Below are 24,553 nucleotides of genomic sequence, written 5' to 3' on the forward strand. Positions count from 1 at the left end.
GTGCGGCTTGCTCGGGGCGTTCAGTTCTGAGTGACCCGGCCGGGTCCCCAACCCCGCTGCCGGGGCGGTGGTGAGGGCGGGCGCGCCCGCCCTCACCACCGGCGTCACGCGAAGTACTTCGACCAGAAGTTGTGGGTCGGCCAACTGGTCACCGCGCGGGAGGCGGCCCAGAGCGCGGGGTCGATGTCGCCGTAGGTCAGCCCGGATTCGTCGTCGCGCCGGTTGAACACCGCCGCCCAGCTCAGCCCGTGGTAGGTGCGTACCACGATGCTGTACGTGCCCGGCAGGCTACCGGTGTGCCAGGTGTTACGCCCGGTGCCGCCGGTCGTCACCGGACGCACCTGCCAACCGGGGCCGTAGTACCAACCGTTGGCGTTCACCCCGGTCGGGTTCGGCACCGCCCACGCCCGGCCCAGCGAGGTGCTGTTCAGGATCGGGCTGCCGGTGTCGAAGGCCGACGCCCAGCGCACCAGGTCCACGGCGGAGGCGATCCACCCGCCGTTGGCGTCGTGCATTCGCATGCTGAACGTGCCGTACGGGGAGTCCACGATGGTGCCCGAGTTGTCCAGCACGGTGGTGCCGGTGTACTGCGACTCGTACCCGACCTCACCGCTGTGCCGGGCGACCGACCAGCCGTTCGCCATCCGGGTGATGCCCAGCGGCGCGAGCAGCTCCTGCCGGACGTACGTCTCGTAGGGCTGGCCGGTCACCGCCTCGACCACCCGGCCGGCCAGCAGATACCCGTAGTTGCTGTACGACACGTACGAGCCGGGGTCGTGGCTGAGTGGCTGGCCGGACATGAACCGGACCACGTCGGCGTGGGTCAGCTCCAGCGGCGCGCCGAGCGACCGGGCGATGACCAGGTCCTTGAACAGGGGGTCGAAGTTGGTCAGGTTCCGGTCCCAGCCGCCGGTGTGCTGGAGGATCCGCCAGAGGCTGACGTTGGCCAGCCGCGGGTCCACCGCCTGGCCGGCGGGCGGGGTCAGGTCGACGTACCTGCCGACCGGGTCGCCGAGGCTGAGCCTGCCGTCCTGGGCGAGCCGGAGCAGGGCCGCCGCGGTCAGTGATTTCGACAGGCTGGCCACCCGGAACAGCGAGGTCGGCTGGATCACTTGCGGGGAGTCGTTGCCGTACCCGCGGGCCAGCACCAGCCGGCCCTTGTAGGTCACGGCGAGCTGCCCAGCGGAGACGTGCCGGGCCTGCATGAAGGTCTGCATGGCGCTGTCGAAGGCCGACAGCGCGGCCACCGCCGTACCGCTGGCCACCCAGGTGGCCTGCGGTGCCGCCTGGCCGGGCGACCCGCCCAACGCCCCGGCGGCGAGGGTCCCCGCGCCCGCCGCGCCCACGAGCTTGCCGAAGGCGCGCCTGCTGATCGTTGTCCTGTTCATGCCTCCACCTCCCAAAGATCACAATCAGCGGCACGCTACTCGATGTGATCTTCGAACGATGCTCCCACAGCGGGATGTCGAGTTCCGGCGTCACGGACGGTAGCGTGGCGGCCGTGTTCCCTACCGTCCGTGAGGTCCTCGCCCTGGACCCGGTCCGCCACGGCGCGCCGCGCGTGGTCGCCGGGGACGCCGGGCTGGACCGGCCGGTCCGCTGGGTGCACGTCGCCGAGGTGCCCGACATCGCCACCCTGCTCGGCGGTGGCGAGCTGGTGCTCACCACCGGCATCGGGCTGCCCGGCGACGACGCGGGGCTGCGCGCGTTCATCGGGGACCTGGCCGACGTCGGTGTCTCCGGGCTCGTCGTCGAGCTGGGCCGCCGGTACGTCAGCGGGGTGCCCCGGGTGATGGCCGCCGCCGCCGAGCGGCGCGGCCTGCCCCTGGTGGAGCTGCGCCGGGCCACCCCGTTCGTGCGGATCACCGAGGCGGTGCACGCGTTGATCGTCGACGCGCAACTCACCGAGCTGCGCGCCACCGAGGAGATCCACCAGCGGTTCACCGACCTGTCGGTCGAGGGCGCCGACGCCACCGAGGTGATCCGGCAGGCCGCCGAGCTGTCCGGTTGCCCGGTGGTGCTGGAGAACCTGTCCCGGCAGGTGCTGGGGTACGACCCGGCGGGGGAGAGCGCCGAACTGCTCCTGGACGGCTGGGAGCAGCACTCCCGGCGGATCCGGCCGGCCGGGCGGACCGCGTACGACCCGGACAGCGGCTGGCTGGTGACGGTCGTCGGAGCCCGGGGGCAGGACTGGGGGCGGCTGCTGCTGCGCTGGCCCGGCGGCGGGGAGTTGCCCACCCGCCGGGGCACCGACCCGGCGCGGCCCGACCCGAGCCCCGGGCCGCCGACCCGGCTCACCATCCTGATCGAGCGGGCCGCGTCCACCCTCGCGCTGGGCCGGCTGATCCGCCGCGACGCCGAAGGGCTGGAACGGCAGATCCACCGCACCCTGCTCACCGCACTGCTCGACCACTCCCGATCGGTGGACGAGGTGGCGCTGCGGGCCAAGGCGCTCGGCGTGGTGCTCGACCGCCGGCATCTGGTCGGCGTGATGGTCCGGCACCGGGCCGACGACCCGGCCGGCGAGGGCGGTCCCGAGGCCGGCCCGGCCCGGCTGCGGGACCTGTCCGAGGCGGTCGGCCAGGCGCTGCGGGAGGCGAAGCTGACCGCACTGACCAGCGCGGTCGACGACCACTCGGTCGGCGCGCTGCTGGCCCTGCCGGACCCGGCCGCCGAGGACCGCGCGCTGTCCGCGTTCGCCGCCGCGCTGCGCCGGGTACGCCTCGACGCAGGCGCGTCCCGGGTGGCGTCCAGTGCCAACGCGTCCCCGGTGGCGTCCGGTGCCGACGCCTCCCGGGTGGTGGCCGACGGAGTAGGTCGGTGGGTGGGCGGGGTGATCGTGGCCGCGGGGTCCGGGGTGGGCAGCCTGCGGGAGGCCCGACGATCGCTGATCGAGGCGCGGCAGATCGCCGAGGCGGCCCGCCGCGACCGGCGTGACCTGCCGATCTTCCGGCTACCGCACGTGGGTCTGGCCGGCCTGTTGCACCTGCTGCGCGACGAGCCCCGGTTGCAGACCTTCGTGGAGCGCGAACTCGGGGCTCTGCTGGAGTACGACGCCCGGCACCCCCGGGAGCGGCTGCTCGACACCCTGCGCGCGTACCTGGAGCAGGGGCGCAACAAGTCCGCCGGCGCCGCCGCCGCTCACCTGTCCCGGCCGGCCTTCTACGAGCGCCTGGCCCGTATCGCCCGCATCCTCGACGTCGACCTCGACTCGGTCGAAGCCTGTCTCTCCCTGCACGTGGCCCTACTGGCCCTGGACGCCGTCCGCACCCCCTGACCCACCCCCACCCAAGACGGGTGGGTCAGGTGAGGGTGGTCAGGGCTTTGGCGTAGGTCGGGGGGATGTGGTTGGGGCCGCCAGGGGTGAAGACGTCGGAGTTGGCTACGGCGGACCAGGCGGTGGCCGGGACGGCGTCGACCAGGGCGCGGATCACCGGGGCGTCGCGCCACTGGTCCTGCTCGGCGAGCAGGCCCAAAGCCACCACCGACTCCTCTACCTCGCCCACGCACTCGAACGGCTTGTGCCCGTCCACGCCCAGCAGCTCCCGGTAACCGGGGATCTGCGACTCGTCGGCCAGCAGGTCGCCGCCGAAGATGCCCACCACCCGCTCGCGCGGCATGAACGGCGCCATGGCCAGGAAGACGAACCGGCACTTCGGGCAGTCGCGGCACCAGCGTTCGCTCGCGTTGTGCAGCTTGAAGGCGGAGTTGCAGCTGGTCACGACGTCGTCGTACCGGGTGAACTCGGCGAAGAGCCGGGCGATGTGCAGCTCGGACAGCGAGCGCAGCAGCGAGAAGTACGGCTCGGTCAGGCCGGCGTGCTCGGCCAGTGCCGCCCGCAGCAGCCCTTCCGCCTCGACACCCTTGGACCACTGGTGGTTGATCTCGTGGCCGTTCCAGACCAGGTTCGGGTCGGACGCCGAGCGCTCGTTGGACATCACCACCGGGCCGAGCCCGTGCAGCACGGCAGTGGCCACCGCGATCAGCGAGTTGATCGCGGTGACCGGAATGTGCCCGTTCAGCGCGCCGGCCGCGTTCAGGTCGAACAGCACCGGGTCGATCCGGCGCCGGGCGGCCAGCGGGGTCAGCCCGGACGCCTCGTTGACCGAGACGATCACGTGATTCGGGTTGACCGAGAACGGCACCGGGTCCAGCTCGGCCCGGCGCAGTGCCTCCAGGCTGACGATGGAGTCCTTGCCGCCACCGACCGCGGAGAGCGGGCGACGGTCGGAGTCGTCGTACACCCGGGCCGGTGGCACCTCACCGGCCGGCACCTCCGGGCGCAGCTCCAGCACGTGCGGCAGCTGGTTGCGGTACGCGTACTCCGCCAGGCCCTGGGTGTAGATGGCCGTGACGTAGTCGACGGCGGCCGCGCCCAGCGGCGCCGGCAGCACCAGCCGGGGCGGCGCGGCGGCCTTGTAGTAGCTGACCCCGGCGACCAGGTGCAGCACCTCCAGCACCCGGCCGAGGGTGGCCACCGTCTCGTCCGAGGGCGGCTCGGCAGGCAGCGGAAGGGTGATGACCTCGGTGAACCGCTGCTCGCCGGCTGGGCCGGTCAAGGCGTAGTCGAACAACACCTCGCCGGTGGCGAAGTCGATCGAGTAGGACGGGAAGGTGAAGGCGTCCATCCGCCGGAGCTGCTCGTTGGGCACACGCCATACTAGGCCCTGGTTCGTCCGGCCGTGTCCGGCTGCGCCGGACCGCGCCCGCCCCACCGCCGCCGCGACCCTTGAGGAGAGCCCCGTGCGCCTGTCTGACCTGCGCGGACGTACCGTCGCCGTCTGGGGGACCGGCCGGGAGGGCCGGGCCGCGGTGACCGCGATCGCCGCGCACGGCCCGGCCGAGCTGGTCGCCGTCGACGACAGCGCCAACTTCCTCTCGCTGCCCTGGGACGGCCCGCTGGCCGAGGCAGCCCCACTGGTCACCGGCGAGGCGGGCTTCGAGCGGCTGGCCGCCGCCGACGTGGTGGTCCGCTCGCCGGGCGTGCCGCAGACCCACCCGTGGCTGGTCGAGCTGCGCGGGCGCGGCGTCACCGTCACCCAGGGCACCGCGCTGTGGATGGCCGACCACGCCGCGCGCACCGTCGGGGTCACCGGCAGCAAGGGCAAGAGCACCACCTCCAGCCTGATCAGCCACCTGCTCACCGCGATGGGCCGGCCGAACGTCTTCGGCGGCAACATCGGCGTGCCCACCCTGGACCTGCCCGAGGCGGAGCTGTACGTGCTGGAGCTGTCCAGCTACCAGTGCAGTGACCTCACCGACTCGCCTCGGGTGGCCGTGGTCACCGCGCTCTTCCCCGAGCACCTGGACGCGCACGGCGGGGAGCGGGAGTACTACCGGGACAAGCTCAACCTGCTCGCCCACGGCCCGGAGACGATCGTGGTGAACGGCGCGGACCCCCGGCTCGCCGCCGAGCTCGGTGACCGGCCGGCGGTCCGCGCCGGTCGCACCGACACCACCCACGTCGCCACCGGCGCGGACGGCACGCCCTGGTTCCACCTCGGTGACCAGCCGCTCTTCCCGCGCGCCGTGCTGCCCCTGGTGGGCCGGCATAACGAGGGCAACCTCTGCGTCGCGCTCGCCGCGCTCGACGCGCTCGGCGTGGACGTGGTGGCCGACCGGAACAGCCTCGCCGTCGCGGTCGCCGAGTTCCAGGGGCTGGCCCACCGGCTCACCGAGATCACCGACCCGTCCGGGCTGACCTTCGTCGACGACACCCTGGCCACCAGCCCGTACGCGGCCATGCACGCGATCGACGCGTACGACGGGCGGCCGTTGACCGTGATCGTCGGGGGCAGCGACCGAGGGCTCGACTACACGCCGCTCCGGGAGCACCTGGCCGAGCGTGAGATCACCGTCATCGGCATCCCGGACAGCGGCCCCCGGATCGTCGAGGCGCTCGCCGGGCTGCCGGCGGTACGCACCGAGCTCGCCGAGGACCTGGTCGCCGCGGTGGGGCTGGCCCGCAAGCTCACCCCCGCGAGCGGGGTGGTGCTGCTCTCGCCGGCCGCCCCGAGCTACGGGCGGTTCCGCAACTTCGAGCACCGCTCGGAGGTGTTCGCGCAGGCGGTCGCGGACACCGCCCGCTGACTCAGCTCCGGTCCGCCGGGGTCGGGTCCGCCGTCTCGGTCAGGGGCAGCACTGCCGTGTCGTCGTCGTCCGCGGGCTCTCGCGGTGCGGGTGCCGCGGGCTCCGCCGGGGCACCGGCCGACCGGCGCTGCTTGTCCGGGGTCCAGGCGAATGCGAGTGCCCCGCCGACCAGGGCCAGCAGCATTCCGATCAGGAAGCCGCCCAGGTTCGAGGTCAACCAGGAGACCAGCCCGAACACCAGCGAGACCAGAGCGTAGAAGACCCGCTGCTGGGGGGCGGTGATCAGCAGCACCCCGCAGATCACCAGGACGGTCGGCACCAGGTACGCGGCGAGCCCCTGCGGCCCGATGTGCAGCAGCACCCCGAGCGGCGCCCGCAGGGTCACCAGCATCTCCGCGCCCCCGAGGGCGATCAGCACTCCGGCGGTGAGCGGGCGGCCCCGCCGCCAGCGGCGCCAGCGCCCGCCGGTCCAGTGGGCGGCCGGCGCCGTTTGGTGTCGTCCGGCGGTCACGTCAGCACCCGTCGGAGGTGAACGCCATGCGCAGGTTGGGCAGGTTGAAGACGGCGGCCGTGGTGGCGTAGTTGTTCTGCCGCAGGTTGTCGATGGTCACCGTGTCCGCCTGCTGGGAGAAGACACCGGGGTTACCTTTCACGCCGGGCACCTTGTCCAGGGTGCTGGCGTCCTGCCCGACGTCGATGTTCCGGAACGAGGCGTTGCCGGCGATCTCGTCGCCGTCGACGACCAGGGTCCGGGCGGTGACCGGCGTGCCGGCGCCGCCGGCGGTGATCTTCAGGTAGACGCCGCCCAGGTTGATGCTCTGGCAGAGGTTGGTCAGCTCGGCCCGGTCGATCGCCGAGACGATCACCAGCACCTGCCCGCCGGTGTCGCCCTGGTTGGGGCTGTCCGGGATCATCTGGTCGAGGGTGGCGAACTGCTCGAACCCGGTGCCGGTGAGCTTGTCGGCGGTGACGGTGAACGGCATGCCCGAGATGGCGAACTGTGCGCCCAGTACGCCCTGGGCGGTGAGCACGACCATGCCGGCCGCACCCGCCACGACGGTGCCGAACGTGACGGCGAACCGGCGCCAGCGCACACCGCTCCGTGGTGGACCGGGCTCGATCGGTGCGGTCTGCTCCGACATGGCGGCTCCCCTTTGAGATCAATTCACTGGCGACAATGGGAATTGCGACCCGGGATGAAGGCGCATCGAGGCGCAGAGCCGAAGTTACCGCCGAGTAAAGGGCGGGTCAACAGCGTGTAGCAGACAGTTGGGCGGCATTTGTCAAATGCGGCCAAAGTGAAAAACCGCTGCGGTTTCCGACCCCGAATGATCAGGAGTGGACGGTCGCCTCGCTGGGCGACACGCATGGCGCGGTCGTGCTCGGGCCGTCGTCCGGGCGTATCGGCCGCGTCGCCCGGGCCGCGCCGTCGGTGCCAAGGAACGGCGCGGTGGCCGCGTAGGTGAGCACCGGCAGCAGTTGTGGCAACTCCGCCGCACGACCCTGCGCCACCCGGCCACGGATGGTGGCGTAGATCCCGCCGACCACCGTGGACACCAGCGCGTCCCGGTCCACGCCAGCGACCGTCGGCCCCGGGCCCGCGTCGGCGAAGAACCGGCGGAAACTGCTGAGCAGGGCGTCCCGCTCCCGGCGGGCGTCCGGGCCGGCCGCGTCCACCTCGACGAGCGCCATCCGGGCGAACGCGGGCACGCTCGCCAACACCTCCAGCAGGGTGCGCAGCGCGGCGCGGGCGGCGTCCGGCCAGGCCGGGCCGGCCTCGCGGTAGGCGCCCTCCATCAGCTGTGACACCACGGCGATGCCGTGCCGGTGCGCGGCGAGGAAGGCGTCCTCCTTGCCGGTGAAGAGGGCGTAGAAGGCCGGCCTGGTCACCCCGGCGGCGTGGCAGATGTCGCTGACCCGGGCGTTGTCGTAGCCCTTCGTCGCCACCTCGTGCACGAGCCCGTCGAAGAGGCGGTCACGTTGGGTCGCGGCCACCACCTCGGCGGAGACGCGGCGCGGGCCGCGCTTGATCGCGCGGTCCGGGTCACGGCCGGGACGTGCGCCCGGCAGGGGCGCCGGCTGCGGGTGGCCCTGCGTGGTCAACTTATCGACCTCCGTTGATGCGTTGACTTTGCGACCCTCCGGGGTTTATAACTTTCTGCACGCTCAGTTGGCATGCAGTCACCGTTGGTGATCTCCCCGGATGGTCACCCTGGCTCGTCGAAGGAGGGCTCGATGGTTGCCATTATCGCCGACCACGAGCGCTCTCCCAAGGTCGGAGAGGCGCAGGTGACGCGGCTCAGCCGCAGTGCGCCACGCCGGCCCGCCCGCTGACGCAGCGGCACCTCCATCACCGCCGACCGGCCCCGACGGCCGCCCGGCACCCTCCACCACCGCCGTCCACTGCGGATGGCCACAATCGCCGCCCGGGTCTCCCCGCCCGGCGGTGACCGCCTGTGCGGTCCGCTCAATCCCGTCCCACCACCGGAAGGAAGAACCATGCCCAGGTACGGAAGAATCGGCGGGGGCCTCGCTGCCCTCGCACTGCTGGCCGGTGTCGTAGCCGCCGCGCCGGCCTCCGCCGACCCGTCGTCCTCGCTCGCCGGCAACGTGCTGACCTACCCCACGCCCGGCGGCACCGCCGTCGCCGTCAACGACGTCATCCAGGCCAGCCTCAAGACCGGCACCAACGCCACCTTCTACAACTCCGCCAGCGGCACCACCGGCCTGAAGTGCGCCGTGTCCAGCTTCAGCGCCAGGGTGCTGACCAACCCGATCGCCCCGGGCACCGCCACCGAGAGCCTCACCGCCCAGACCTTCACGAGCTGCACCACCAACGTGTTCGGCACCACCGGGGTGAGCAGCGTGACCGTCAACAACCTGCCGTACACCACCTCGGTCACCAGCGCCGGCGTGGTCACGATCTCCGGCACGGCGGCGGCGCCCATCCAGAGCACCGTCGTGCTGAACACGCTGCTCGGCCAGATCACCTGCGTCTACCGGACCAGCGCCAACAGCCTCACCGGCGCGGCGTCCAACGCCACCAACTCGATCACCTTCACCAACCAGCCGCTGAACAAGTTCTCCGGCCCGTCCCTCTGCTTCGGCACCGCGTACTTCTCCGCGACGTACTCGCCGGTGCGGGACACCACCAAGGGGAACAGCCCCGTCTACGTGAACTGACCACGGCCCACGGGCCGGTGCGCGGCGATCCGCCGTGCGCCGGCCCTCGACGCGCGCCGGTCAGCCGGCGGTCAGCACCGCGTGCAGGGCGCGCATCGACCGGATCGCCGAGCGGATCTCCTGCAGGTAGCGGCCCGGGCTGAGGGTCGGCTCCGGCAGCCGGGCAAGGTCCGCCAGGGTGGGGTCGACCCCGACGGTGTCGATCCCGCAGCGGTACGGCACGGCCAGGGTGCGCAGCGCGTCGCAGTGCTGGAACGGCACGTAGATCGGCGCGGTCACCAGCAGCACCGCGTCGCCGGGGGCCAGCCGGACGTGTCCGGCCCAGAACCGCTGGGTGTCCGCGGTGTGCGCGCGCCGACGCTGCGGCTCGCTTGACGGCGCGGCCAGCACCCGCACCGGCGGAAGTGCGGCTGGCAGGTACGTGCGCGACGACCACGAGTGGTGCACGTGGCCCGCGTCGACGCCGTCCTCCTGCGCCGGGGCGGTCACCCCGAACGCCAGCCGGACCGCCGCGTCCAGGGCGTCCACCTCGGTCTCGCAGCCGGGCACGCCCGCCGCGGCCAACGTCCGGTGCTCCAGGTCGGAGAGCGGCCGGAAGCTGCCCAGCACCGCCACCTCGCCGGTCACCCGCAGCCCACGTCGCAGCAGGTGCGCGGCGTACGCGACGCGACGCAGGCAGGCGTGCGCCAGACCGCCCAGCACGACCAGGTGGGCGTACGCCGACGTGACCGGTGCCACGGGCCGGACGAGCCCGAGCGCGGCGGCGGCGGCGCGTACCAGCTCGACGGTGCCGGCGTCGAGGTCCGGCTCCCGGGCGTCGGGCCGCTCCCGGCCGCCCCGAAAGTCCCAGTGCCGGGCGGAGAACTCGTCGAGGAACCCGAGGGTGTCGGCGAGGTCGCCAGCCGGCCAGGTGCCACCGAAGCGGGCGACAAGCCGGCGCAGCGGGTCGGCGCCGATCCACCCGTCGATCCCCGCGATCATCGCCGTGGTCGATGCGCCCACGGTCCCGGCGGGCAGCGCCACGTCCGGCCCGACGAGTACCGATCCGGAGGTCATCGGCGTAATTCCGATCGGTCCATCCGCCGTCCGTACCGGTGGCGGAGCAGGGATCTCGGGCACCGCCGAATCGTACCGAGCGGTGGTCCCGGCGCGGGCCGGCGTGGCCCGGTCCGGTTGGCGGGGCGGCTTACCCTGGCGGCAGCCAGCGCCCGGGAGGTACGTCGATGGCCGATCTGCTTCGCCGACCCCGCGCCGACCGGGTCGGTCCGGCGGGAGGGTTCGTCCGGCTGCTGGCGCACACCGACCCGGTCGCGCTGGTCGGCATCCTGCTGTCGATCTCGCTCTCCGTCACGTTGGATCTGACCAACGCGGCGACCGGGGTGGAGTCGCTGCTCGCCGGCCTGATGGGCACCACCATCTCGCTGCTGGTCGACTCGCTGGCCCGCGCCGAGCGCCGCTTCCACCTGCGGACGCTGCTGGAGGGGCCGTCCTGGCTGGTACACGCGGTGCCCGAGGTGGTCACGGGCACCCGGGAGGCGGTCGAGCGGCATCCGGGCACGCGGGTCGCCGAGGAGGCCCGGCGCCGCTTCGAGCGGTTCCGGGCGGAGACCGAACAGCTGCGCGCCGGGCGGATCATCCGGCCGGGCCACGACTGCCAGGACCTGCTCGGCGCCACCCGGGACTGCGTCCGGCGGCTGGACGCGGTGACCAACGTGATGCCGCGGGCCAGCGGCGAGCTGAGCTGGTGGCGCGGCGACATCGGCCGGCACTACTGGGCGGCCAACGTCGAGGCGCTGGCCCGGGGCGTACGGATCACCCGGGTCTTCCTGCACGCCGGGATGACCGACGAGCTGACCGAGCTGGTCCGGGCGCAGCGCCAGGCCGGGGTGCGGGTGGGGCTGCTGCCGTGGGGGGTCGTGGAGGCCGCACGGCACGTCAACCTGACCCTGTGGGACGGCGTGGCGTGCTGGGAGGGTGTGATGAGCGCGCACGGCGAGATCACCGAGAACCAGTTCTCGGTCAACGCCGCCGACCTGGCCCGGCTGACCGACGTCTTCGAGGTCTGCGTCGGGGCCGCGACCTTCCTCGACTGACCGCGACCAGAGGGGCGGACCGCCGATGACCCTGAGCGCCGTGCTGCTGGTGACGGCGGTGGTCTGGGCGGTCAGCCTGATCCGGTCGGTACGCCTGCGGGCGTTCGTCTACAGCCTCCCGCTGCCGATGTCGCTGGCCCTGGTGAGCACCGGGCACCGGGTGGAGGGCGCACAACTGCTCGGGGTGCTCGGCCTCAACCTGTTCTTCGTCGTCGTGGCGGTCACCCACCACCGGCTGCGCTGGCCGATCCTGCTCGCCGACGCCGCCGGGATCGCCGGGTACGTGGCGTTCAGCGCCGGCCTGCTGGCCGTGCCGGTGCCGTTCGGGCCAGCGCTGGCCGGCGCCGTGGCGCTCTGGGTGCTGACGATGCTGCTGCTGCGCCGGCAGCACTCTGCGCCGACGGCGCCACCGGAGGTCGAGCCGCCACCGAAGGTCGAGCCGCCGCCGGAGGCCGAGCCGCCCGCGGAGACGGGGCAGCGGACTCGGCTGCCGGCGCCGGCCAAGCTGCTGGTGATCCTGCTCGGCGCGACGCTCACCGGGCTGCTGGGCGAACTGCTGCGCGCGATGGTGGTGACCTTCCCCTACTCCGGGGTGCTGGTGGCGATCGAGAGTCGCCGCGACCTGGTGGCGTTCACCGGGCACTTCGCCCGCAACAGCCTGGCGCTGGTCGGCTTCCTGACGGCGTACCACCGGTGGCAGGACGATTCGCCGGTCGCCGCGCTGGCGGCCGGCTGGGTGGCCTTCGCGCTGGTGGCCGTGGCGCTGCACGCGGCGGCTCCCGGCGGTGTGGCCCGGCGCCGCTCGGCGCTGCCCACCGCCGGCTGACCACTGCCGTCGCCCGGCTGACGCACTGTCAGGTGCGAACGCGCCCTGCGCTACACAGTGGCAGTTGTCCACACCGGCCGCCGGTGGGAGCGTGCGGTATCCACGAATGCCGCTGAAGGGTTGCCACGATGACCGACGACCTGCTGGCCCGGCACCGGGCCGTGCTCCCGTCCTGGATGCCGTTGTACTACGCCGAGCCGATCGAGTTGGTCGCCGGCTCGGGTCGCCGGGTCACCGACGCCCAGGGCCGCAGCTACCTGGACTTCTTCGGCGGCGTGCTGACCAACATGATCGGCTACGACATTCCGGAGATCCGCGAGGCGGTCGAGCGTCAGCTCGCCACCGGCATCGTGCACAGCTCGACGCTCTACCTGATCCGGCAGCAGGTGGAGCTGGCCGAGAAGATCGCGCAGCGCTCCGGCATCCCGGACGCTCGGGTGTTCTTCACCAACTCGGGCACCGAGGCGAACGAGGCGGCGCTGCTGGTCGCCACCAACCACCGCCGCTCGCACCAGATCCTGGCCGTGCGCAACAGCTACCACGGCCGGTCCTACGCGGCGATGGGCGTCACCGGCAACCGCAACTGGTCGGCCAGCGGGCTCAACCCGCTCCAGGTGGCCTGGCTGCACTCCGGCGACCGGGTACGCGGTCTGCTGGCCCGGCTGAGCGCCGAGGAGCAGGTCGACGCGGCGGTGGAGGACCTGCGTGAGGTGCTGGCGACGCAGACCGCCGGTGACGTGGCCGCGCTGATCGCCGAGCCGATCCAGGGGGTCGGTGGTTTCGTGCACCCGCCGGACGGCCTCTTCGCGGGCTGGAAGAAGGTCCTCGACGAGCACGGCATCCTGTTCATCGCCGACGAGGTGCAGACCGGTTGGGGGCGTACCGGGGAGCACTTCTGGGGCTACCAGGCACACGGGGTCACCCCCGACCTGCTCACCTTCGCCAAGGGCATCGGCAACGGGTTCGCGCTGGCCGGGGTGGTCGGTCGGGCCGAGGTGCTGGAGTCGGTGCCGGCGATCAGCTTCTCCACCTTCGGTGGCAACCCGATCTCCACGGCGGCCGGCAACGCCGTGCTCGACTACCTGCTTGAGCACGATCTCCAGGCGAACGCGGCCCGCGTCGGCGCGATCCTCGCCGACGGCCTGCGCGCCGAGGTGGGCAGCCTCGACTGCGTCGCGGAGGTACGCGGCAAGGGGCTGATGCTCGGCGTCGAGTTCGTCCGGCCGGGCTCCAGCGAGCCCGACCCGGCGCTGACCAACCGGGTGTTCGAGGCGTGCCGGGCCGGCGGCCTGCTCACCGGCAAGGGCGGCCTGTACGGCAATGTGCTGCGGATGGGTCCACCGTTGACCCTGACCGAGGAGGAGGCCCGCGAGGGCCTGGCGATCCTCGTCGACGCGATCCGCTCCTCGGCGGGGGTGGCGGCATGAGTATCGGACACTTCATCGACGGTAAGCGGGTCGGCGGCACCTCCGAGCGGCGCGGCGACGTGTTCGACCCGGCGACGGGTCGGCGTACCGCCGAGGTGGAACTGGCCTCGACCGCGGACGTCGACGTCGCGGTGCAGGCCGCTGCCCGCGCCGCCCGGGCGTGGCGGGACGCGTCGTTGGCGAAGCGGTCGGCGGTGTTGTTCGCCTTCCGGGAGTTGGTGCACGCCCGCCGGGACCGGCTCGCCGAGGTGATCACCGCCGAGCACGGCAAGGTGCTGGCCGACGCCGCCGGCGAGGTGCAGCGCGGCCTGGAGGTGATCGAGTACGCCTGCGGCCTGCCCTCGGCGCTGCGGGGGGCGTTCAGCGAGAACGTCTCCACCGAGGTCGACTCGTACACCATCCGGCAGCCGGTCGGGGTGGTCGCGGTGATCTCCCCGTTCAACTTCCCGGTGATGGTGCCGCTGTGGTTCGTGCCGGTCGCGGTGGCCTGCGGAAACGCGGTGGTGCTCAAGCCGAGCGAGAAGGACCCGAGCGCGGCGCTGCTGCTGGCCGAGTGGTTCGCCGAGGCGGGCCTGCCCGACGGGGTGCTCAACGTCGTCAACGGGGACAAGGAGGCGGTGGACGCGCTGCTGGACCACCCGGAGGTGCGGGCCGTGTCGTTCGTCGGCTCCACCCCGATCGCCCGGTACGTCTACCAGCGCGGCACCGCCGCCGGCAAGCGGGTGCAGGCGCTCGGTGGGGCGAAGAACCACATGGTGGTGCTCCCCGACGCCGACCTGGACCTGGCGGCCGACGCGGCGGTCAACGCCGGGTTCGGCTCGGCGGGGGAGCGGTGCATGGCCATCTCGGTACTGGTGGCGGTGGAGCCGGTCGCGGACGCGCTGGTCGGGCGGATCGCCGCGCGGATGGCCGGTCTGCGCACCGGTGACGGCCGGCGGGGCTGCGACATGGGTCCGTTGGTCACCGCCGCCCACGCGGCGAAGGTGCGGTCCTACGTCGACGCCGGGGTGGCCGCCGGAGCGGTGCCGGTGGTCGATGGCCGGGACGTGACGCCGGACGGCGACCCGGATGGCTTCTGGCTGGGCCCGACGCTGTTCGACCGGGTGACCCCGCAGATGTCGATCTACACCGAAGAGATCTTCGGGCCGGTGCTCGGCGTGGTCCGGGTCGGCTCGTACGACGAGGCGGTGGAGCTGGTCAACGCCAGCCCGTACGGCAACGGCACGGCGATCTTCACCAACGACGGCGGTGCGGCCCGGCGCTACCAGCACGAGGTGGAGGTGGGCATGGTCGGGATCAACGTGCCGATCCCGGTGCCGATGGCGTACCACTCGTTCGGCGGCTGGAAGTCCTCGCTCTTCGGTGACCTGCACGCGCACGGCGAGGACGGGGTGCGGTTCTTCACCCGCGGCAAGGTGGTCACCAGCCGGTGGCTGGACCCGCGCCACGGCGGGGTCAACCTCGGGTTCCCCACCCAGACCTGAGCAGCCGCAGCACGCCCGCCCCGGCCAGGTACGCCAGCAGCGCCGGGGCGGGCATGCCGAGCGGCTCCTGGGCGCCTTTCGGGGTCACGCTGTTGATCAGCAGCGCGGCCACCACGGCGGTGTAGCCGGCCACGGTCAGCACCGTGCGGGTCGTGGTGCCCCGGCCGGCCCGGCGCCCGGTGCGGTGCCGACCGCTACGGGCCTCCACCGGCCCGAAGATCGCGACCAGGACCGCCAGGACGGCCGTGAGCAGCAGCAGCCAGGGCACCCGCCACGCCCACCAGGCGGTCGAGCCGACCGCTGGGGTGGGCAGTGTCCCGGTCGCGTCGAGCAGCCCGATCAGCAGGATCGCGGCGGTCAGGTGCCAGAGGAAGACGGTCAGCACCACCAGGTTGACCCCGATCACCAGCTGCCACGGGCGCCGGCGGCGCAGCAGGCGCTCCGCCGGGCCGCGCAGCAGCAGGATCAGGCCGAGCTGGGCGGCGGCGACGGCCAGCAGCGCGAGGCTGGGCGGCCCGGCGTTGTGCAGCCGCTCGCCGGGCACGTTCAGCATGGCCACCGGCCAGGGGCCGGGCACGGTGAGCAGCAGCAGCGCGGCCAGCCCGCTGGCCAGGAACGCCAGGCCGGCCCGTCGGGAGGTGGGCAGCCGTCGTCGGCGTACCCGTGGATGCCCGGCAGCCGACGGCCCGACGGCGTCGGCCACCGCACGTGTTGGGGTGGTTTCACCGACGGCAGCCGAGGCGGCGCGGGTGTCGTGCCAGGCGAAGCCGAGCTGGTGTACGGCCAGCCAGCCGAACAGGTAGCTGCCGTAGCTCAGCTCCACCGGCCCGGTCAGCCGTCCCAGGTCGCCGAGACCGACCAGGGCGACCAGCAGCAGCGGGACGGCGAGACCGAAGCGGCGGTGCAGCGCGTACATCGGTGGGGTGAGCGCGACCACCGCCAGGTAGGCGACCAGGAACCAGAGCGGGATGGTGGCGAACCAGACCACCTCGCGGATCTGGGTCGGGTCGGTGCCGAGCAGCCGGGCCAGCGCAGCCGCGACGGTGAGCACCAGCACCAGCACGCTGGTGGGGCGGACCAGTCGGGCGCTGCGGTCGAGCAGCCAGCCGGCGGCGTCGCCGCCCCGGGCGCGCAGCCGGGTCAGCGAGGCCGCGTTGGCGTAGCCGCCGACCAGGAAGAAGACCGGCATCACCTGGGCTATCCAGGTCAGCGGGTACGCCCACCGCAGGTCGCCGAGCGCGGAGTGCCCGGTGGGCAGGCCGGCGTCGTCCCGCTCGATCACCGTGACGCCCCAGTGTCCGACAACGACCATGGTGATGGCGAGCGCGCGGAGCAGATCGATGTACCGCTCCCGGTCGGCCGGGGTGCGCTCGGCGAGCTGGCGCAGGCGGCCCATCGCCTCAGGCTATGCGCCCCGGCACCGGCCGGTGGTGTAACGGTTCGCTGTCAGGACTTGAAGTCGGGCCCCGGCTGTCGTAGAAATTCTTCAGTAACATCGTGTGAACTGAAGAGAATCAACGTGCCTCGCGAGACGGACGCCTTCCCCCACTCACCCGGCGACCGCCCGACCCGACCCGAGGAGAACCCATGAACAGGCGTGACATCCTGCAGCGCAGCGCCGCTGCCGGCCTGCTGGCCACCCCCGCCGCCGCCCTGCTGACCGGCTGCGCCAGCGGCGGCGGTGACAAGGACGACAACGCTGCCTACAAGGGCACCAAGAGCGAGCAGAACCCGCTCGGCGTCAAGGAGGACGCACCGCTCGAGGTGGTGATCTTCGGCGGTGGTTTCGGCGAGGAGTACGCCAAGGCCCACGAGGCCATGTACACCGAGAAGTACCCGAAGGCGAAGGTCAAGCACTCCGCCACCCAGGAGATCAGCAAGACCCTCCAGCCGCGCTTCGTCGACGGCACCCCGCCGGACGTGGTCAACAACTCCGGCGCCGGTCAGATCGACTTCAACGGCCTGGTCAGCCAGAACGCCATCGCCGACCTCGGCGAGTTGCTCGCCGCCCCGAGCCTCGACGTCCCCGGCAAGACGGTCAAGGACACCCTGCTGCCCGGCGCGGTCGAGGTCGGCTCGTACGACGGCAAGTTCCTGGTGTTGAACTACACCTACACCGCCTACGGCATCTGGTACTCCAACAAGCTGCTCACCGAGCGTAAGTGGGAGTACGCCAAGACCTGGGACGAGCACATCGCGCTCTGCAAGCAGATCAAGGCCGCAGGCATCGCCCCCTGGACGTACGCCGGCCTGCACCCCCGCTACATGAGCTGGCCGGTGATCGCCACCGCGATCAAGCTCGGCGGCCCCTCGGTGGCCACGGCGATCGACAACCTGGAGCCGAACGCCTGGAAGTCCGACTCGATGAAGACCGCCGCCGACGCGTGGCACCAGATCGTCAAGGACAAGTTCATCCTGGAGGGCTCGCCCGGCCTGGACCACAAGCAGTCGCAGACCGCCTGGTGCCAGGGCAAGGCCGCCTTCATCTCCTGTGGTTCCTGGCTGGAGAGCGAGCAGAAGGACGTCACCCCGGCCGGGTTCAACATGACCATCGCGCCGACGCCGAGCCTGGGCAGTGGCGACAAGCTGCCGTTCGAGGCGATCCGGGGTACGGCGGGTGAGCCGTTCATGGTGCCGGCCAAGGCCCGCAACGTGGCCGGTGGCCTGGAGTACTTCCGGACCATGCTCTCCAAGAAGGGCGCCCAGGACTTCACCCGGAAGGTCGCCAGCCTCACCGTGGTCGCCGGCGCCACCGAGGGCGTCGAGCTGCCGTACGGGCTGACCAGCGTGGTCAAGGCGCTCGACGCGTCCGGCGCCAACGGCTTCAACTGGGTCTACAACAACTACTACCGCAAGCTGGAGCGCAACCTCGTCGACGCCGCGTGCGGCGAGTTCTTCAGCGGCCGGATCGGCCCGGCGGAGTTCCTCGAGCAGTGCCAGAAGGGCGCCGACTCGATCGCCCAGGACAGCTCGATCAAGAAGTACAAGCGAGCGGCCTGACAGCCCGGCCGGCGGGGGTGGACCCACCCCCGCCGGCCGTATTCCGGGGAAAGGTCCTCACTGTGAGACATGGCAAGTGGCCGCTGATCGTCACCTTCCTGGTGCCGCCGGTCCTGCTCTACGTCGTCTTCGTGGTCTCGCCGTACCTGCAGGCGTTCCAGATCTCGACCACCGACTGGCTCGGCTACTCGCCCGACGCCAACTCCGTCGGCCTGGCGAACTTCAAGACCCTGTGGCACGACGACTACGTCTGGAACGCGCTGAAGAACAACGCGATCCTGCTGGCCCTGGTGCCGGTGCTGACCATCGTGCTCGGCCTCTTCTTCGCCACCATGCTCGCCATGGGCGGACGCAAGGGCCGCGCCGGTGTGACCGGGGTACGCGGCGGCGCGCTCTACCGCACGGTCTACTTCTTCCCGCAGGTGCTCTCCGTGGTGATCATCGCGCTGCTCTGGAAGGAGGTCTACCACCCCAACAAAGGGCTGCTCACCGCCGCTCTGCACGGGATCGGCCTGTCCGCGCCGACCTGGCTCGGCGATCCGGCGACCGCCTTCTGGTGCGTGCTCGCGGTGATGGTGTGGAGCAACGTCGGCTTCTACGTGGTGCTGTTCGGCGCCGCGATGTCGGCCGTGCCGAAGGAGATCTACGAGGCGGTGCTGCTCGACGGTGCGTCCCGCTTCACCACGCTGCGCCGGGTCACCCTGCCGCTGCTCTGGGACACCGTCCAGGTCGCCTGGGTCTACCTGGCCATCTTCGCCCTGGACGGGTTCATCCTCGTGCAGTTGATGACCAACGGTGGGCCGAACTTCTCCACCGACGTGATCGGCGTCCGGATGTACGACACCGCCTTCGGCAGCGAGACCAAGTTCGGCTACGCCTCGGCGATCGGCGTGGTGATGTTCTTCCTGACCCTCTCGGTGGCGGCGCTGTCGCTGCGGGCCGGCCGGCGCGATCGGATCGAGTACTCGTGACCACACTGGACAAGCCCGCCCCCGCCGCCACCGCACCGACACCAGGCGCTGGCCGGGACCGCCCGGTCCGCCGGGAGTTCGGCGTGGCCAACGCCTTCTCGCACGGCTTCCTGCTGCTCTGGGGCCTGCTCACCGTGCTGCCGCTGCTGTGGATGTTCATCAGCTCGTTCAAGACCAACGGCGAGATCCTGGCCGACCCGTGGGGGCTGCCCGAGACGCTGCACTGGGACAACTGGGTGCGGGCCTGGACCGGCGCGCACATCGGCCGGTACTTCCTCAACAGCCTGGTGGTGGTGGCCGGCTCGGTCAGCCTCACCATGCTGATGGGTGCCACCGCCGCGTACGTCTTCGCCCGGTACGAGTTCCGCGGTCGGCAGTTCGTCTACTACCTGTTCGTCGGCGGCCTGATGTTTCCGGTGTTCCTGGCCCTGGTGCCGCTCTTCTTCGTGGTCCGCAACGCCGGTCTCTTCGGCACCTGGACCGGGCTGATCCTGGTGTACGCGGCCTACTCGCTGCCGTTCACGGTCTTCTTCCTGACCGCGTTCTTCCGGACCCTGCCGACCTCGGTGGCGGAGGCCGCGATGGTCGACGGGTGCGGTCACTTCCGGCTCTTCTTCCGGGTGATGCTGCCGATGGCGCGTCCGGGACTGATCAGCGTGGCGATCTTCAACTTCCTCAGCCACTGGAACCAGTTCCTGTTGCCGCAGGTGTTGATGCAGGGCGACGAGTCCAAGTGGGTGCTCGCCCAAGGGCTGTTCGCCCTGTCGGTGAGCCAGGGCTACGCCGGCGACTACGCCCGGCTCTTCGCCGGGTTGAGCATCGCGGTGCTGCCGGTGCTCGCCGTGTACGTGGGCTTCCAGCGGCAGGTGCAGGCCGGGCTGACCGCAGGCCAGCTCAAGTAACACGGCCGGTGCCGACCCGGGAGTCTCACCCTCCGGGCCTGGCGGACGTCTGACCGATCCTGATCTCATCGCGCCTCGTGCCCCTTGATCGCGCTCGATCCGGGAAAGAGTCCCCACCTCGTGGCGGGAGGGGACTACATCCTGGATCGAGCGCGATCATCGCGCGGCGGCCGCGCGCCGTGCGGCGGCGGGCCGCCCGGGGATGGTCAGGGGGTGGCGGGGAAGAGGCGGGCGTGCAGGGTGGCCGGGTCGGTGAGCTCGGGTAGCTCGCGGGCGGCGAGCCAGGCCGCGGCGGCGGCCCCGTCGCCGGCGGTGCGCAGCGGGGCCTGCGGCCAGCGCCGGCCGACCTCGGCTCGGACGGCGGCCGCCAGCGGGGTGTCCCCGGTGAGCAGCCCGCCGCCGAGCACGACCGGCGTCACCGCACCGGCTGGGCGGATCCGGTCCACGCTCTCGGCGAGGTGCGCGGCGGCCTCGGTGACCAGCGCGGTGGCGACGGGTTCGCCGTCGGCGGCGGCGGTGACGACCAGCGGCGCCAGGCGGGCCAGCTCGACCGGTGGCCGGCGGGTCACCGCCTGGATCGTGGCGTCCACGGTGTCCCGGGGGCGGGGGGCGATTTCGGCGCTGCCCATCAGTTCGGTGAGGACCGCCGTGGGCAGCGCGCCGGGGGTGCGGCCGGCGTCCAGGTCGGCGAGCAGCCGGCGGACCGACTCACGGCCGAGCCAGAAGCCGGACCCGGCATCGCCGAGCAGCCAGCCGTGGCCGTCGGCGACCCGGTCCAGCCGCAGGTCGCGGACCTGCGCGGTGATCGCCCCGGTGCCGGCGATGAGCACCGTGCCGTCCGGGGCGGCGGTGCCGGAGGCGTAGGCGACCAGGGCGTCGCCGTACACGGCGTACGGGCAGCGCAGGCCGGCGTCGTGCCAGGCCCGGTCGAAGGCGGCTCGTCCGGCCGGATCGGCGAGCAGCCGGGCTGCCCCGGCCAGCCCGATGGTGCCGGCCGCCACCCGGGTCGGGTCGACGTCGGCGAGCGCGCCGCGTAGCGCGGTCAACAACTCGGCGGCGGCCTGGTCGGCGCCGTGACTGGTGGGGTTGCCGCCGCCGGCGCGACCGGTGCCGAGGCGTTCGCCGGTCAGGGTCAGGGCGGTCGCCCGGGTGGACGTACCGCCGACGTCCAGACCGACCACGACGGTGTCGGACATCGGCACGGCCTCCTTGCGCTGGGCGGCGATCGGCCTGTTCATGCTGGTCGGCGGCGTCCCAGAGGGCAAGATCCGGCGGGCCCGGCAGAGTGTGCGCCAGGTAACAGTTTGAAAACTTCGCCCACGGTCTTGACATAGACGGTCGTTCAGTAAGAAATTTTACCACTAACAGTTAACAGTCTTTTCGGAAAGGTGAGGCGTCCCATGGTTGATCACGAGGTGGACACCGCCGCGGGGACCGCGGTGGTCGACGCCGACGCGTTCGACCGGCGGGGCGCGCTCGGGTCGGCCTCCGACGGGGTGCTGGCCCGGGTCCGCAACGGTCTCGGTGAGCTGACCGGCGCGCTGCGTCGGGTCGCCGAGCACGTGCTGAGCGATCCGGAGGCCGCCGCCCGATCCACGATCGTGGAGCTGGCCGAGCGCAGCGGCACCTCCCCGGCGACCATCACCCGCTTCTGCCGGGCGATGGGCTTCGAGGGCTATGCCGACCTGCGGCTGGGCATCGCCTCCGAGACCGGGCGGGCGCGCTCGGCCGGGTGGACCATCGACATCGGACGCGAGATCCAACCGAGCGACCCGCTGGCCCGGGTGCTCGACCAGATCATGGCCGCCGACACCCGGGCCATGCACGACACCGCCACGCTGCTCGACCTCGCCGAGGTGGAGCGGGCCGCGGTGGCGATCGCCGGCGCCAGCCGGGTGAACATCTTCGGTGCCAGCGGCAGCGCGCTGGTCGGCGAGGAGATGCAATTCAGCCTGCACCGCATCGGTGTGGCCGCGTGGGCCTGGAACGACGTGCACGAGGGGCTTGCCAGCGCCGCGCTGCTGCGCGCCGGTGACGTGGCGCTGGGCATCTCGCACACCGGGCAGACTCGGGAAACCATCGAGATGCTCGCCGAGGCGGGCAGCCGGGGCGCCACGACCATCGCGCTGACCGGATTCCCCCGTTCGCCGTTGGCCGAGCTGGCCGACATCGTGCTGCTCACCGCCAGCCAGGCGACCACCTTCCGGCCGGACGCGCTCTCCGCCCGCCACCCCCAGCTGGTCGTGCTCGACCTGCTCTACATCGCCGTCGCCCAGCGCACCCACGACCGCGCGCACGCGGCCTTCCGGCGCACCGCGCAGGCCGTCGACGGGCACAAGGCCGCGAAGGGAGCCGTTTCATGATCAGCGCCCAGGGGTACGCGGACGCGGTCCGCCCGGTGCTCGACCGGCTGCTCGACTCCGAGGCCGACGGCATCACCCGGGCCGCCGACCTGATCGCCGAGAGCCTGCGCGCCGGCGGGGTGCTCCAGGCGTTCGGCGCCGGGCACTCCGAGGCGTTCGCCGCCGAACTGGTCGCCCGGGCCGGCGGGCTGGTCCCCACCAACCGGCTCTCGGTACGTGACCTGGTGGTGCACGGAGACGCCCCGCGGGACGTCCTCGCCGACCCCAAGCTGGAACGCGACCCCTCCATCGCCCACCAGATCTACGCGCTCGCGGCGCCGCAGCCGCACGACGTGTTCGTGGTGGCGTCCCAATCCGGCATCAACGGCTCGGTGGTCGAGCTGGCGGCGCTGGTCACCGAGCGCGGTCACCCGTTGATCGCGGTCACCTCCGTCGAGCACACCGCACGGGTCGCCCCGCGGCACCCGTCCGGTCAACGGCTCGCCGACCTCGCCGACGTCGTGCTGGACAACGGCGCGCCGTACGGCGATGCACTGCTGCCGCTCGAGGGCGGCGGCGCGGTCTGTGCGGTCTCCTCGGTCACCACGGCGCTGCTGGCGCAGTTGCTGACCGCGGAGGTCGTACGACGGTTCCACCAGGCCGGAGAGGTGCCCCCTATCTACCTCTCCGCCAACGTCCCCGGCGGGGACGAGCACAACATCGCCCTCGAGTCGCGGTACGCCGGACGTCTCCGGCGTACCGCCTGACCCGAATTCCACAAGGAGAGACGACGATGTCGATTACCCCCGAGCACCCGGCCGCACTCGACCGTCGCACGGTGCTGCGTCGCGCCGCCGCCGTGGGCATGCTCGCCACTCCGGCCATCGGCCTGCTCAGCGCCTGCGCCACCAGCGGCGGCGACGAGGAGAACGAGCAGGTCGCCGGCGGCACCAAGAGCGCCACCAACCCGCTCGGCGTCAAGGACGACGCACCGATCGAGGTGGTCATCTTCAACGGCGGCTACGGCGAGAAGTACGCCACCGACGTGCACGAGCCGCTGTACAAGAAGGCGTTCCCCAAGGCGGAGATCAAGCACCAGTCCACCCAGGCGATCTCCACCATCCTCCAGCCGCGCTTCGCCTCCGGCAAGCCGCCGGAGTTCGTGAACAACTCGGGCGAGAAGCTGATGGACTTCGGCGCGCTGGTCGCCGACGGTCAGCTGCAGGACCTCACCGAGCTGTGGGACGCCCCGTCGGTCGACGACCCGGCCAAGAAGGTCCGCGACACCGTGGTGCCCGGCACCATCGAGGCGGGCTCGTTCAACGGCAAGCCGTACGTGCTGTACTACGTCTCCACCGTCTTCGGTATCTGGTACTCCGGCAAGCTGTTCAAGGACAACGGCTGGGCGCCGGCGAAGACCTGGGACGAGTTCATCACCCTGCTCACCGCCATCAAGGCCAAGGGCATCACCCCGTACGGCTACGCCGGGGCGAACGCGGCCTACTACCAGTGGAACGTGATCCTCACGCAGGCGGCGAAGATCGGCGGCGTCGAGGTGCTGAAGAACATCGACAACCTGGAGGACGGCGCCTGGAAGCAGGACGCGGTCAAGCAGGCGGCCACGGCGTGGGCCGAGGTCGGCTCGAAGTTCATCGACAAGAGCTTCGAGGGGCTCAAGCACACCGATGTGCAGCTGCGGCAGAACCAGTACAAGGTGGGCCTGTACCCCAGCGGTGACTGGCTGGAGGGCGAGCAGAAGAAGGACACGCCGTCCGGCTTCGAGTACCAGCTCATGCCGGTGCCGAGCCTGACCGCTTCGGACAAGCTGCCGGCCACCGCGCTGCGGGCCACCGCGGGCGAGGGCTACTTCGTCTCGGCGAAGAGCGCGAACCCCAAGGGCGGCCTGGAGTACATGCGCCAGATGCTCTCCAAGGCGGGCGCGAAGGGCTTCACCGAGGTGGTCAAGGCCCCGACCGTGGTCACCGCCGGCTCGGAGGGCTTCGCCTTCCCGCCCGGTGTGGCCAGCTCGCAGGCCGCGCTCAAGGCGGCCGGCCAGGACGTGTTCAACCTGTACTTCGACGGCTGGTACAAGGAGCTCGACACGGAGGCGCGCACCGCCACCAACGAGCTGATGTTCGGCCGGATCAACGCGGACGCGTACCTGGAGCGGATCCAGAAGCGCGCCGACGCGATCAAGAAGGACAGCTCGGTCGCCAAGTTCAAGCGCTGATCGAT

At 72.0% G+C, this 24,553-nt stretch carries 21 protein-coding genes; 13 read left to right on the forward strand and 8 right to left on the reverse strand.

Going from position 1 to position 24,553, the window contains the following annotated elements; all coding sequences use genetic code 11:
* Nucleotides 1-104 precede the first annotated feature (104 nt).
* Nucleotides 105-1,388: a serine hydrolase domain-containing protein gene (locus ABZV00_RS30480; protein ID WP_355612518.1), complete on the reverse strand. Its 1,284-nt coding sequence runs from the start codon at nucleotides 1,386-1,388 to the stop codon at nucleotides 105-107.
* 74 nt (nucleotides 1,389-1,462) lie between these two features.
* Here ABZV00_RS30480 and ABZV00_RS30485 point away from each other — a divergent pair, with 74 nt between their 5' ends.
* Nucleotides 1,463-3,277: a PucR family transcriptional regulator ligand-binding domain-containing protein gene (locus ABZV00_RS30485; protein WP_355612521.1), complete on the forward strand. Its 1,815-nt coding sequence runs from the start codon at nucleotides 1,463-1,465 to the stop codon at nucleotides 3,275-3,277.
* Nucleotides 3,278-3,302: 25 nt separating this feature from the next.
* Here ABZV00_RS30485 and ABZV00_RS30490 read toward each other — a convergent pair whose 3' ends face one another.
* On the reverse strand, nucleotides 3,303-4,652 hold the full coding sequence (locus ABZV00_RS30490) for a hypothetical protein (RefSeq protein WP_328418673.1): 1,350 nt from the start codon (nucleotides 4,650-4,652) through the stop codon (nucleotides 3,303-3,305).
* 91 nt (nucleotides 4,653-4,743) lie between these two features.
* On the opposite strand from ABZV00_RS30490, the gene murD reads away from it, so the two are divergent.
* On the forward strand, nucleotides 4,744-6,090 hold the full coding sequence (murD, locus tag ABZV00_RS30495) for a UDP-N-acetylmuramoyl-L-alanine--D-glutamate ligase (protein WP_355612524.1): 1,347 nt from the start codon (nucleotides 4,744-4,746) through the stop codon (nucleotides 6,088-6,090).
* Nucleotide 6,091: 1 nt separating this feature from the next.
* On the opposite strand, the gene ABZV00_RS30500 is transcribed toward murD, so the two are convergent.
* From ABZV00_RS30500 to ABZV00_RS30510, 3 genes are all read right to left on the reverse strand, one after another.
* Nucleotides 6,092-6,601: a DUF6114 domain-containing protein gene (locus ABZV00_RS30500; protein WP_355612527.1), complete on the reverse strand. Its 510-nt coding sequence runs from the start codon at nucleotides 6,599-6,601 to the stop codon at nucleotides 6,092-6,094.
* Nucleotide 6,602: 1 nt separating this feature from the next.
* Complete coding sequence (locus tag ABZV00_RS30505) at nucleotides 6,603-7,232, reverse strand: DUF6230 family protein (protein ID WP_328418670.1); 630 nt, start codon at nucleotides 7,230-7,232, stop codon at nucleotides 6,603-6,605.
* Between the two features lie 190 nt (nucleotides 7,233-7,422).
* On the reverse strand, nucleotides 7,423-8,193 hold the full coding sequence (locus ABZV00_RS30510; protein ID WP_355612530.1) for a TetR/AcrR family transcriptional regulator: 771 nt from the start codon (nucleotides 8,191-8,193) through the stop codon (nucleotides 7,423-7,425).
* A 396-nt stretch (nucleotides 8,194-8,589) separates the two neighbouring features.
* On the opposite strand from ABZV00_RS30510, the gene ABZV00_RS30515 reads away from it, so the two are divergent.
* Entirely contained in the window at nucleotides 8,590-9,273 is a 684-nt protein-coding gene (locus ABZV00_RS30515) for a Tat pathway signal sequence domain protein (RefSeq protein WP_355612533.1), read from the forward strand.
* A 60-nt stretch (nucleotides 9,274-9,333) separates the two neighbouring features.
* Here the strand turns inward: ABZV00_RS30515 and ABZV00_RS30520 are convergent, their stop codons facing one another.
* The gene (locus ABZV00_RS30520) at nucleotides 9,334-10,329 is read right to left on the reverse strand and encodes a hypothetical protein (protein ID WP_355612536.1); all 996 of its coding nucleotides are present in this window, start codon (nucleotides 10,327-10,329) and stop codon (nucleotides 9,334-9,336) included.
* A gap of 167 nt (nucleotides 10,330-10,496) precedes the next feature.
* On the opposite strand from ABZV00_RS30520, the gene ABZV00_RS30525 reads away from it, so the two are divergent.
* The 4 genes from ABZV00_RS30525 to ABZV00_RS30540 all read left to right on the forward strand — a co-directional run bounded on the left by ABZV00_RS30525 (nucleotide 10,497) and on the right by ABZV00_RS30540 (nucleotide 15,103).
* Nucleotides 10,497-11,366 (forward strand): hypothetical protein, encoded by an 870-nt coding sequence (locus ABZV00_RS30525; RefSeq protein ID WP_355612538.1) that lies wholly within the window; start codon nucleotides 10,497-10,499, stop codon nucleotides 11,364-11,366.
* A gap of 25 nt (nucleotides 11,367-11,391) precedes the next feature.
* Nucleotides 11,392-12,192 carry a hypothetical protein gene (locus ABZV00_RS30530; RefSeq protein ID WP_355612541.1) on the forward strand — a complete coding sequence of 267 codons (801 nt, stop codon included), beginning with the start codon at nucleotides 11,392-11,394 and terminating at the stop codon, nucleotides 12,190-12,192.
* Between the two features lie 128 nt (nucleotides 12,193-12,320).
* Complete coding sequence (locus ABZV00_RS30535) at nucleotides 12,321-13,619, forward strand: aspartate aminotransferase family protein (RefSeq protein ID WP_355612544.1); 1,299 nt, start codon at nucleotides 12,321-12,323, stop codon at nucleotides 13,617-13,619.
* On the forward strand, nucleotides 13,616-15,103 hold the full coding sequence (locus ABZV00_RS30540) for a CoA-acylating methylmalonate-semialdehyde dehydrogenase (protein ID WP_328418663.1): 1,488 nt from the start codon (nucleotides 13,616-13,618) through the stop codon (nucleotides 15,101-15,103). The genes ABZV00_RS30535 and ABZV00_RS30540 overlap by 4 nt, the downstream gene beginning before the upstream one ends.
* Here ABZV00_RS30540 and ABZV00_RS30545 read toward each other — a convergent pair.
* Entirely contained in the window at nucleotides 15,075-16,499 is a 1,425-nt protein-coding gene (locus tag ABZV00_RS30545) for an acyltransferase (RefSeq protein ID WP_355612547.1), read from the reverse strand. The two genes, ABZV00_RS30540 and ABZV00_RS30545, sit on opposite strands and share 29 nt — an antisense overlap.
* 191 nt (nucleotides 16,500-16,690) lie before the next feature.
* Here ABZV00_RS30545 and ngcE (ABZV00_RS30550) point away from each other — a divergent pair, with 191 nt between their 5' ends.
* The 3 genes from ngcE (ABZV00_RS30550) to ABZV00_RS30560 all read left to right on the forward strand — a co-directional run bounded on the left by ngcE (ABZV00_RS30550) (nucleotide 16,691) and on the right by ABZV00_RS30560 (nucleotide 19,976).
* Entirely contained in the window at nucleotides 16,691-18,103 is a 1,413-nt protein-coding gene (gene ngcE / locus ABZV00_RS30550; protein WP_355612550.1) for an N-acetylglucosamine/diacetylchitobiose ABC transporter substrate-binding protein, read from the forward strand.
* Nucleotides 18,104-18,165: 62 nt separating this feature from the next.
* Nucleotides 18,166-19,074, forward strand: a complete 909-nt coding sequence (locus ABZV00_RS30555; protein ID WP_328418660.1) for a sugar ABC transporter permease — start codon at nucleotides 18,166-18,168, stop codon at nucleotides 19,072-19,074.
* Nucleotides 19,071-19,976 carry a carbohydrate ABC transporter permease gene (locus ABZV00_RS30560; RefSeq protein ID WP_328418659.1) on the forward strand — a complete coding sequence of 302 codons (906 nt, stop codon included), beginning with the start codon at nucleotides 19,071-19,073 and terminating at the stop codon, nucleotides 19,974-19,976. The genes ABZV00_RS30555 and ABZV00_RS30560 overlap by 4 nt, the downstream gene beginning before the upstream one ends.
* Before the next feature lie 206 nt (nucleotides 19,977-20,182).
* Here the strand turns inward: ABZV00_RS30560 and ABZV00_RS30565 are convergent, their stop codons facing one another.
* Complete coding sequence (locus ABZV00_RS30565) at nucleotides 20,183-21,172, reverse strand: BadF/BadG/BcrA/BcrD ATPase family protein (RefSeq protein ID WP_355612554.1); 990 nt, start codon at nucleotides 21,170-21,172, stop codon at nucleotides 20,183-20,185.
* A 204-nt stretch (nucleotides 21,173-21,376) separates the two neighbouring features.
* Between ABZV00_RS30565 and ABZV00_RS30570 the strand changes: the two genes are divergently transcribed.
* Genes ABZV00_RS30570 through ngcE (ABZV00_RS30580) form a run of 3 tightly spaced genes read left to right on the forward strand, consistent with a single transcriptional unit; the run spans nucleotide 21,377 to nucleotide 24,548 of the window.
* A complete protein-coding gene (locus tag ABZV00_RS30570; RefSeq protein ID WP_328418658.1) occupies nucleotides 21,377-22,339 on the forward strand; it encodes a MurR/RpiR family transcriptional regulator in 963 nt (320 codons plus the stop codon).
* A complete protein-coding gene (locus tag ABZV00_RS30575; protein ID WP_328418657.1) occupies nucleotides 22,336-23,085 on the forward strand; it encodes an SIS domain-containing protein in 750 nt (249 codons plus the stop codon). Before ABZV00_RS30570 ends, ABZV00_RS30575 begins: the two co-directional genes overlap by 4 nt.
* A 26-nt stretch (nucleotides 23,086-23,111) precedes the next feature.
* Nucleotides 23,112-24,548, forward strand: coding sequence for an N-acetylglucosamine/diacetylchitobiose ABC transporter substrate-binding protein (gene ngcE, locus ABZV00_RS30580; RefSeq protein WP_328418656.1), 1,437 nt, complete (start codon nucleotides 23,112-23,114; stop codon nucleotides 24,546-24,548).
* Nucleotides 24,549-24,553 lie beyond the last annotated feature (5 nt).

The sequence above is a fragment of the Micromonospora sp. NPDC005173 genome, assembly GCF_040608515.1.
Taxonomy (GTDB): Bacteria; Actinomycetota; Actinomycetes; order Mycobacteriales; family Micromonosporaceae; genus Micromonospora.

Excerpts from the sequence above, each read along its gene's own strand:
- ABZV00_RS30480 (WP_355612518.1), bottom strand. The coding sequence starts at position 1,388 with ATGAACAGGACAACGATCAGCAGGCGCGCCTTCGGCAAGCTCGTGGGC.
- ABZV00_RS30485 (WP_355612521.1), top strand. The coding sequence starts at position 1,463 with ATGTCGAGTTCCGGCGTCACGGACGGTAGCGTGGCGGCCGTGTTCCCT.
- ABZV00_RS30505 (WP_328418670.1), bottom strand. The coding sequence starts at position 7,232 with ATGTCGGAGCAGACCGCACCGATCGAGCCCGGTCCACCACGGAGCGGT.
- ABZV00_RS30515 (WP_355612533.1), top strand. The coding sequence starts at position 8,590 with ATGCCCAGGTACGGAAGAATCGGCGGGGGCCTCGCTGCCCTCGCACTG.
- ABZV00_RS30520 (WP_355612536.1), bottom strand. The coding sequence starts at position 10,329 with ATGACCTCCGGATCGGTACTCGTCGGGCCGGACGTGGCGCTGCCCGCC.
- ABZV00_RS30525 (WP_355612538.1), top strand. The coding sequence starts at position 10,497 with ATGGCCGATCTGCTTCGCCGACCCCGCGCCGACCGGGTCGGTCCGGCG.
- ABZV00_RS30530 (WP_355612541.1), top strand. The coding sequence starts at position 11,392 with ATGACCCTGAGCGCCGTGCTGCTGGTGACGGCGGTGGTCTGGGCGGTC.
- ABZV00_RS30535 (WP_355612544.1), top strand. The coding sequence starts at position 12,321 with ATGACCGACGACCTGCTGGCCCGGCACCGGGCCGTGCTCCCGTCCTGG.
- ABZV00_RS30540 (WP_328418663.1), top strand. The coding sequence starts at position 13,616 with ATGAGTATCGGACACTTCATCGACGGTAAGCGGGTCGGCGGCACCTCC.
- ABZV00_RS30545 (WP_355612547.1), bottom strand. The coding sequence starts at position 16,499 with ATGGGCCGCCTGCGCCAGCTCGCCGAGCGCACCCCGGCCGACCGGGAG.
- ngcE (WP_355612550.1), top strand. The coding sequence starts at position 16,691 with ATGAACAGGCGTGACATCCTGCAGCGCAGCGCCGCTGCCGGCCTGCTG.
- ABZV00_RS30565 (WP_355612554.1), bottom strand. The coding sequence starts at position 21,172 with ATGTCCGACACCGTCGTGGTCGGTCTGGACGTCGGCGGTACGTCCACC.
- ABZV00_RS30570 (WP_328418658.1), top strand. The coding sequence starts at position 21,377 with ATGGTTGATCACGAGGTGGACACCGCCGCGGGGACCGCGGTGGTCGAC.
- ABZV00_RS30575 (WP_328418657.1), top strand. The coding sequence starts at position 22,336 with ATGATCAGCGCCCAGGGGTACGCGGACGCGGTCCGCCCGGTGCTCGAC.
- ngcE (WP_328418656.1), top strand. The coding sequence starts at position 23,112 with ATGTCGATTACCCCCGAGCACCCGGCCGCACTCGACCGTCGCACGGTG.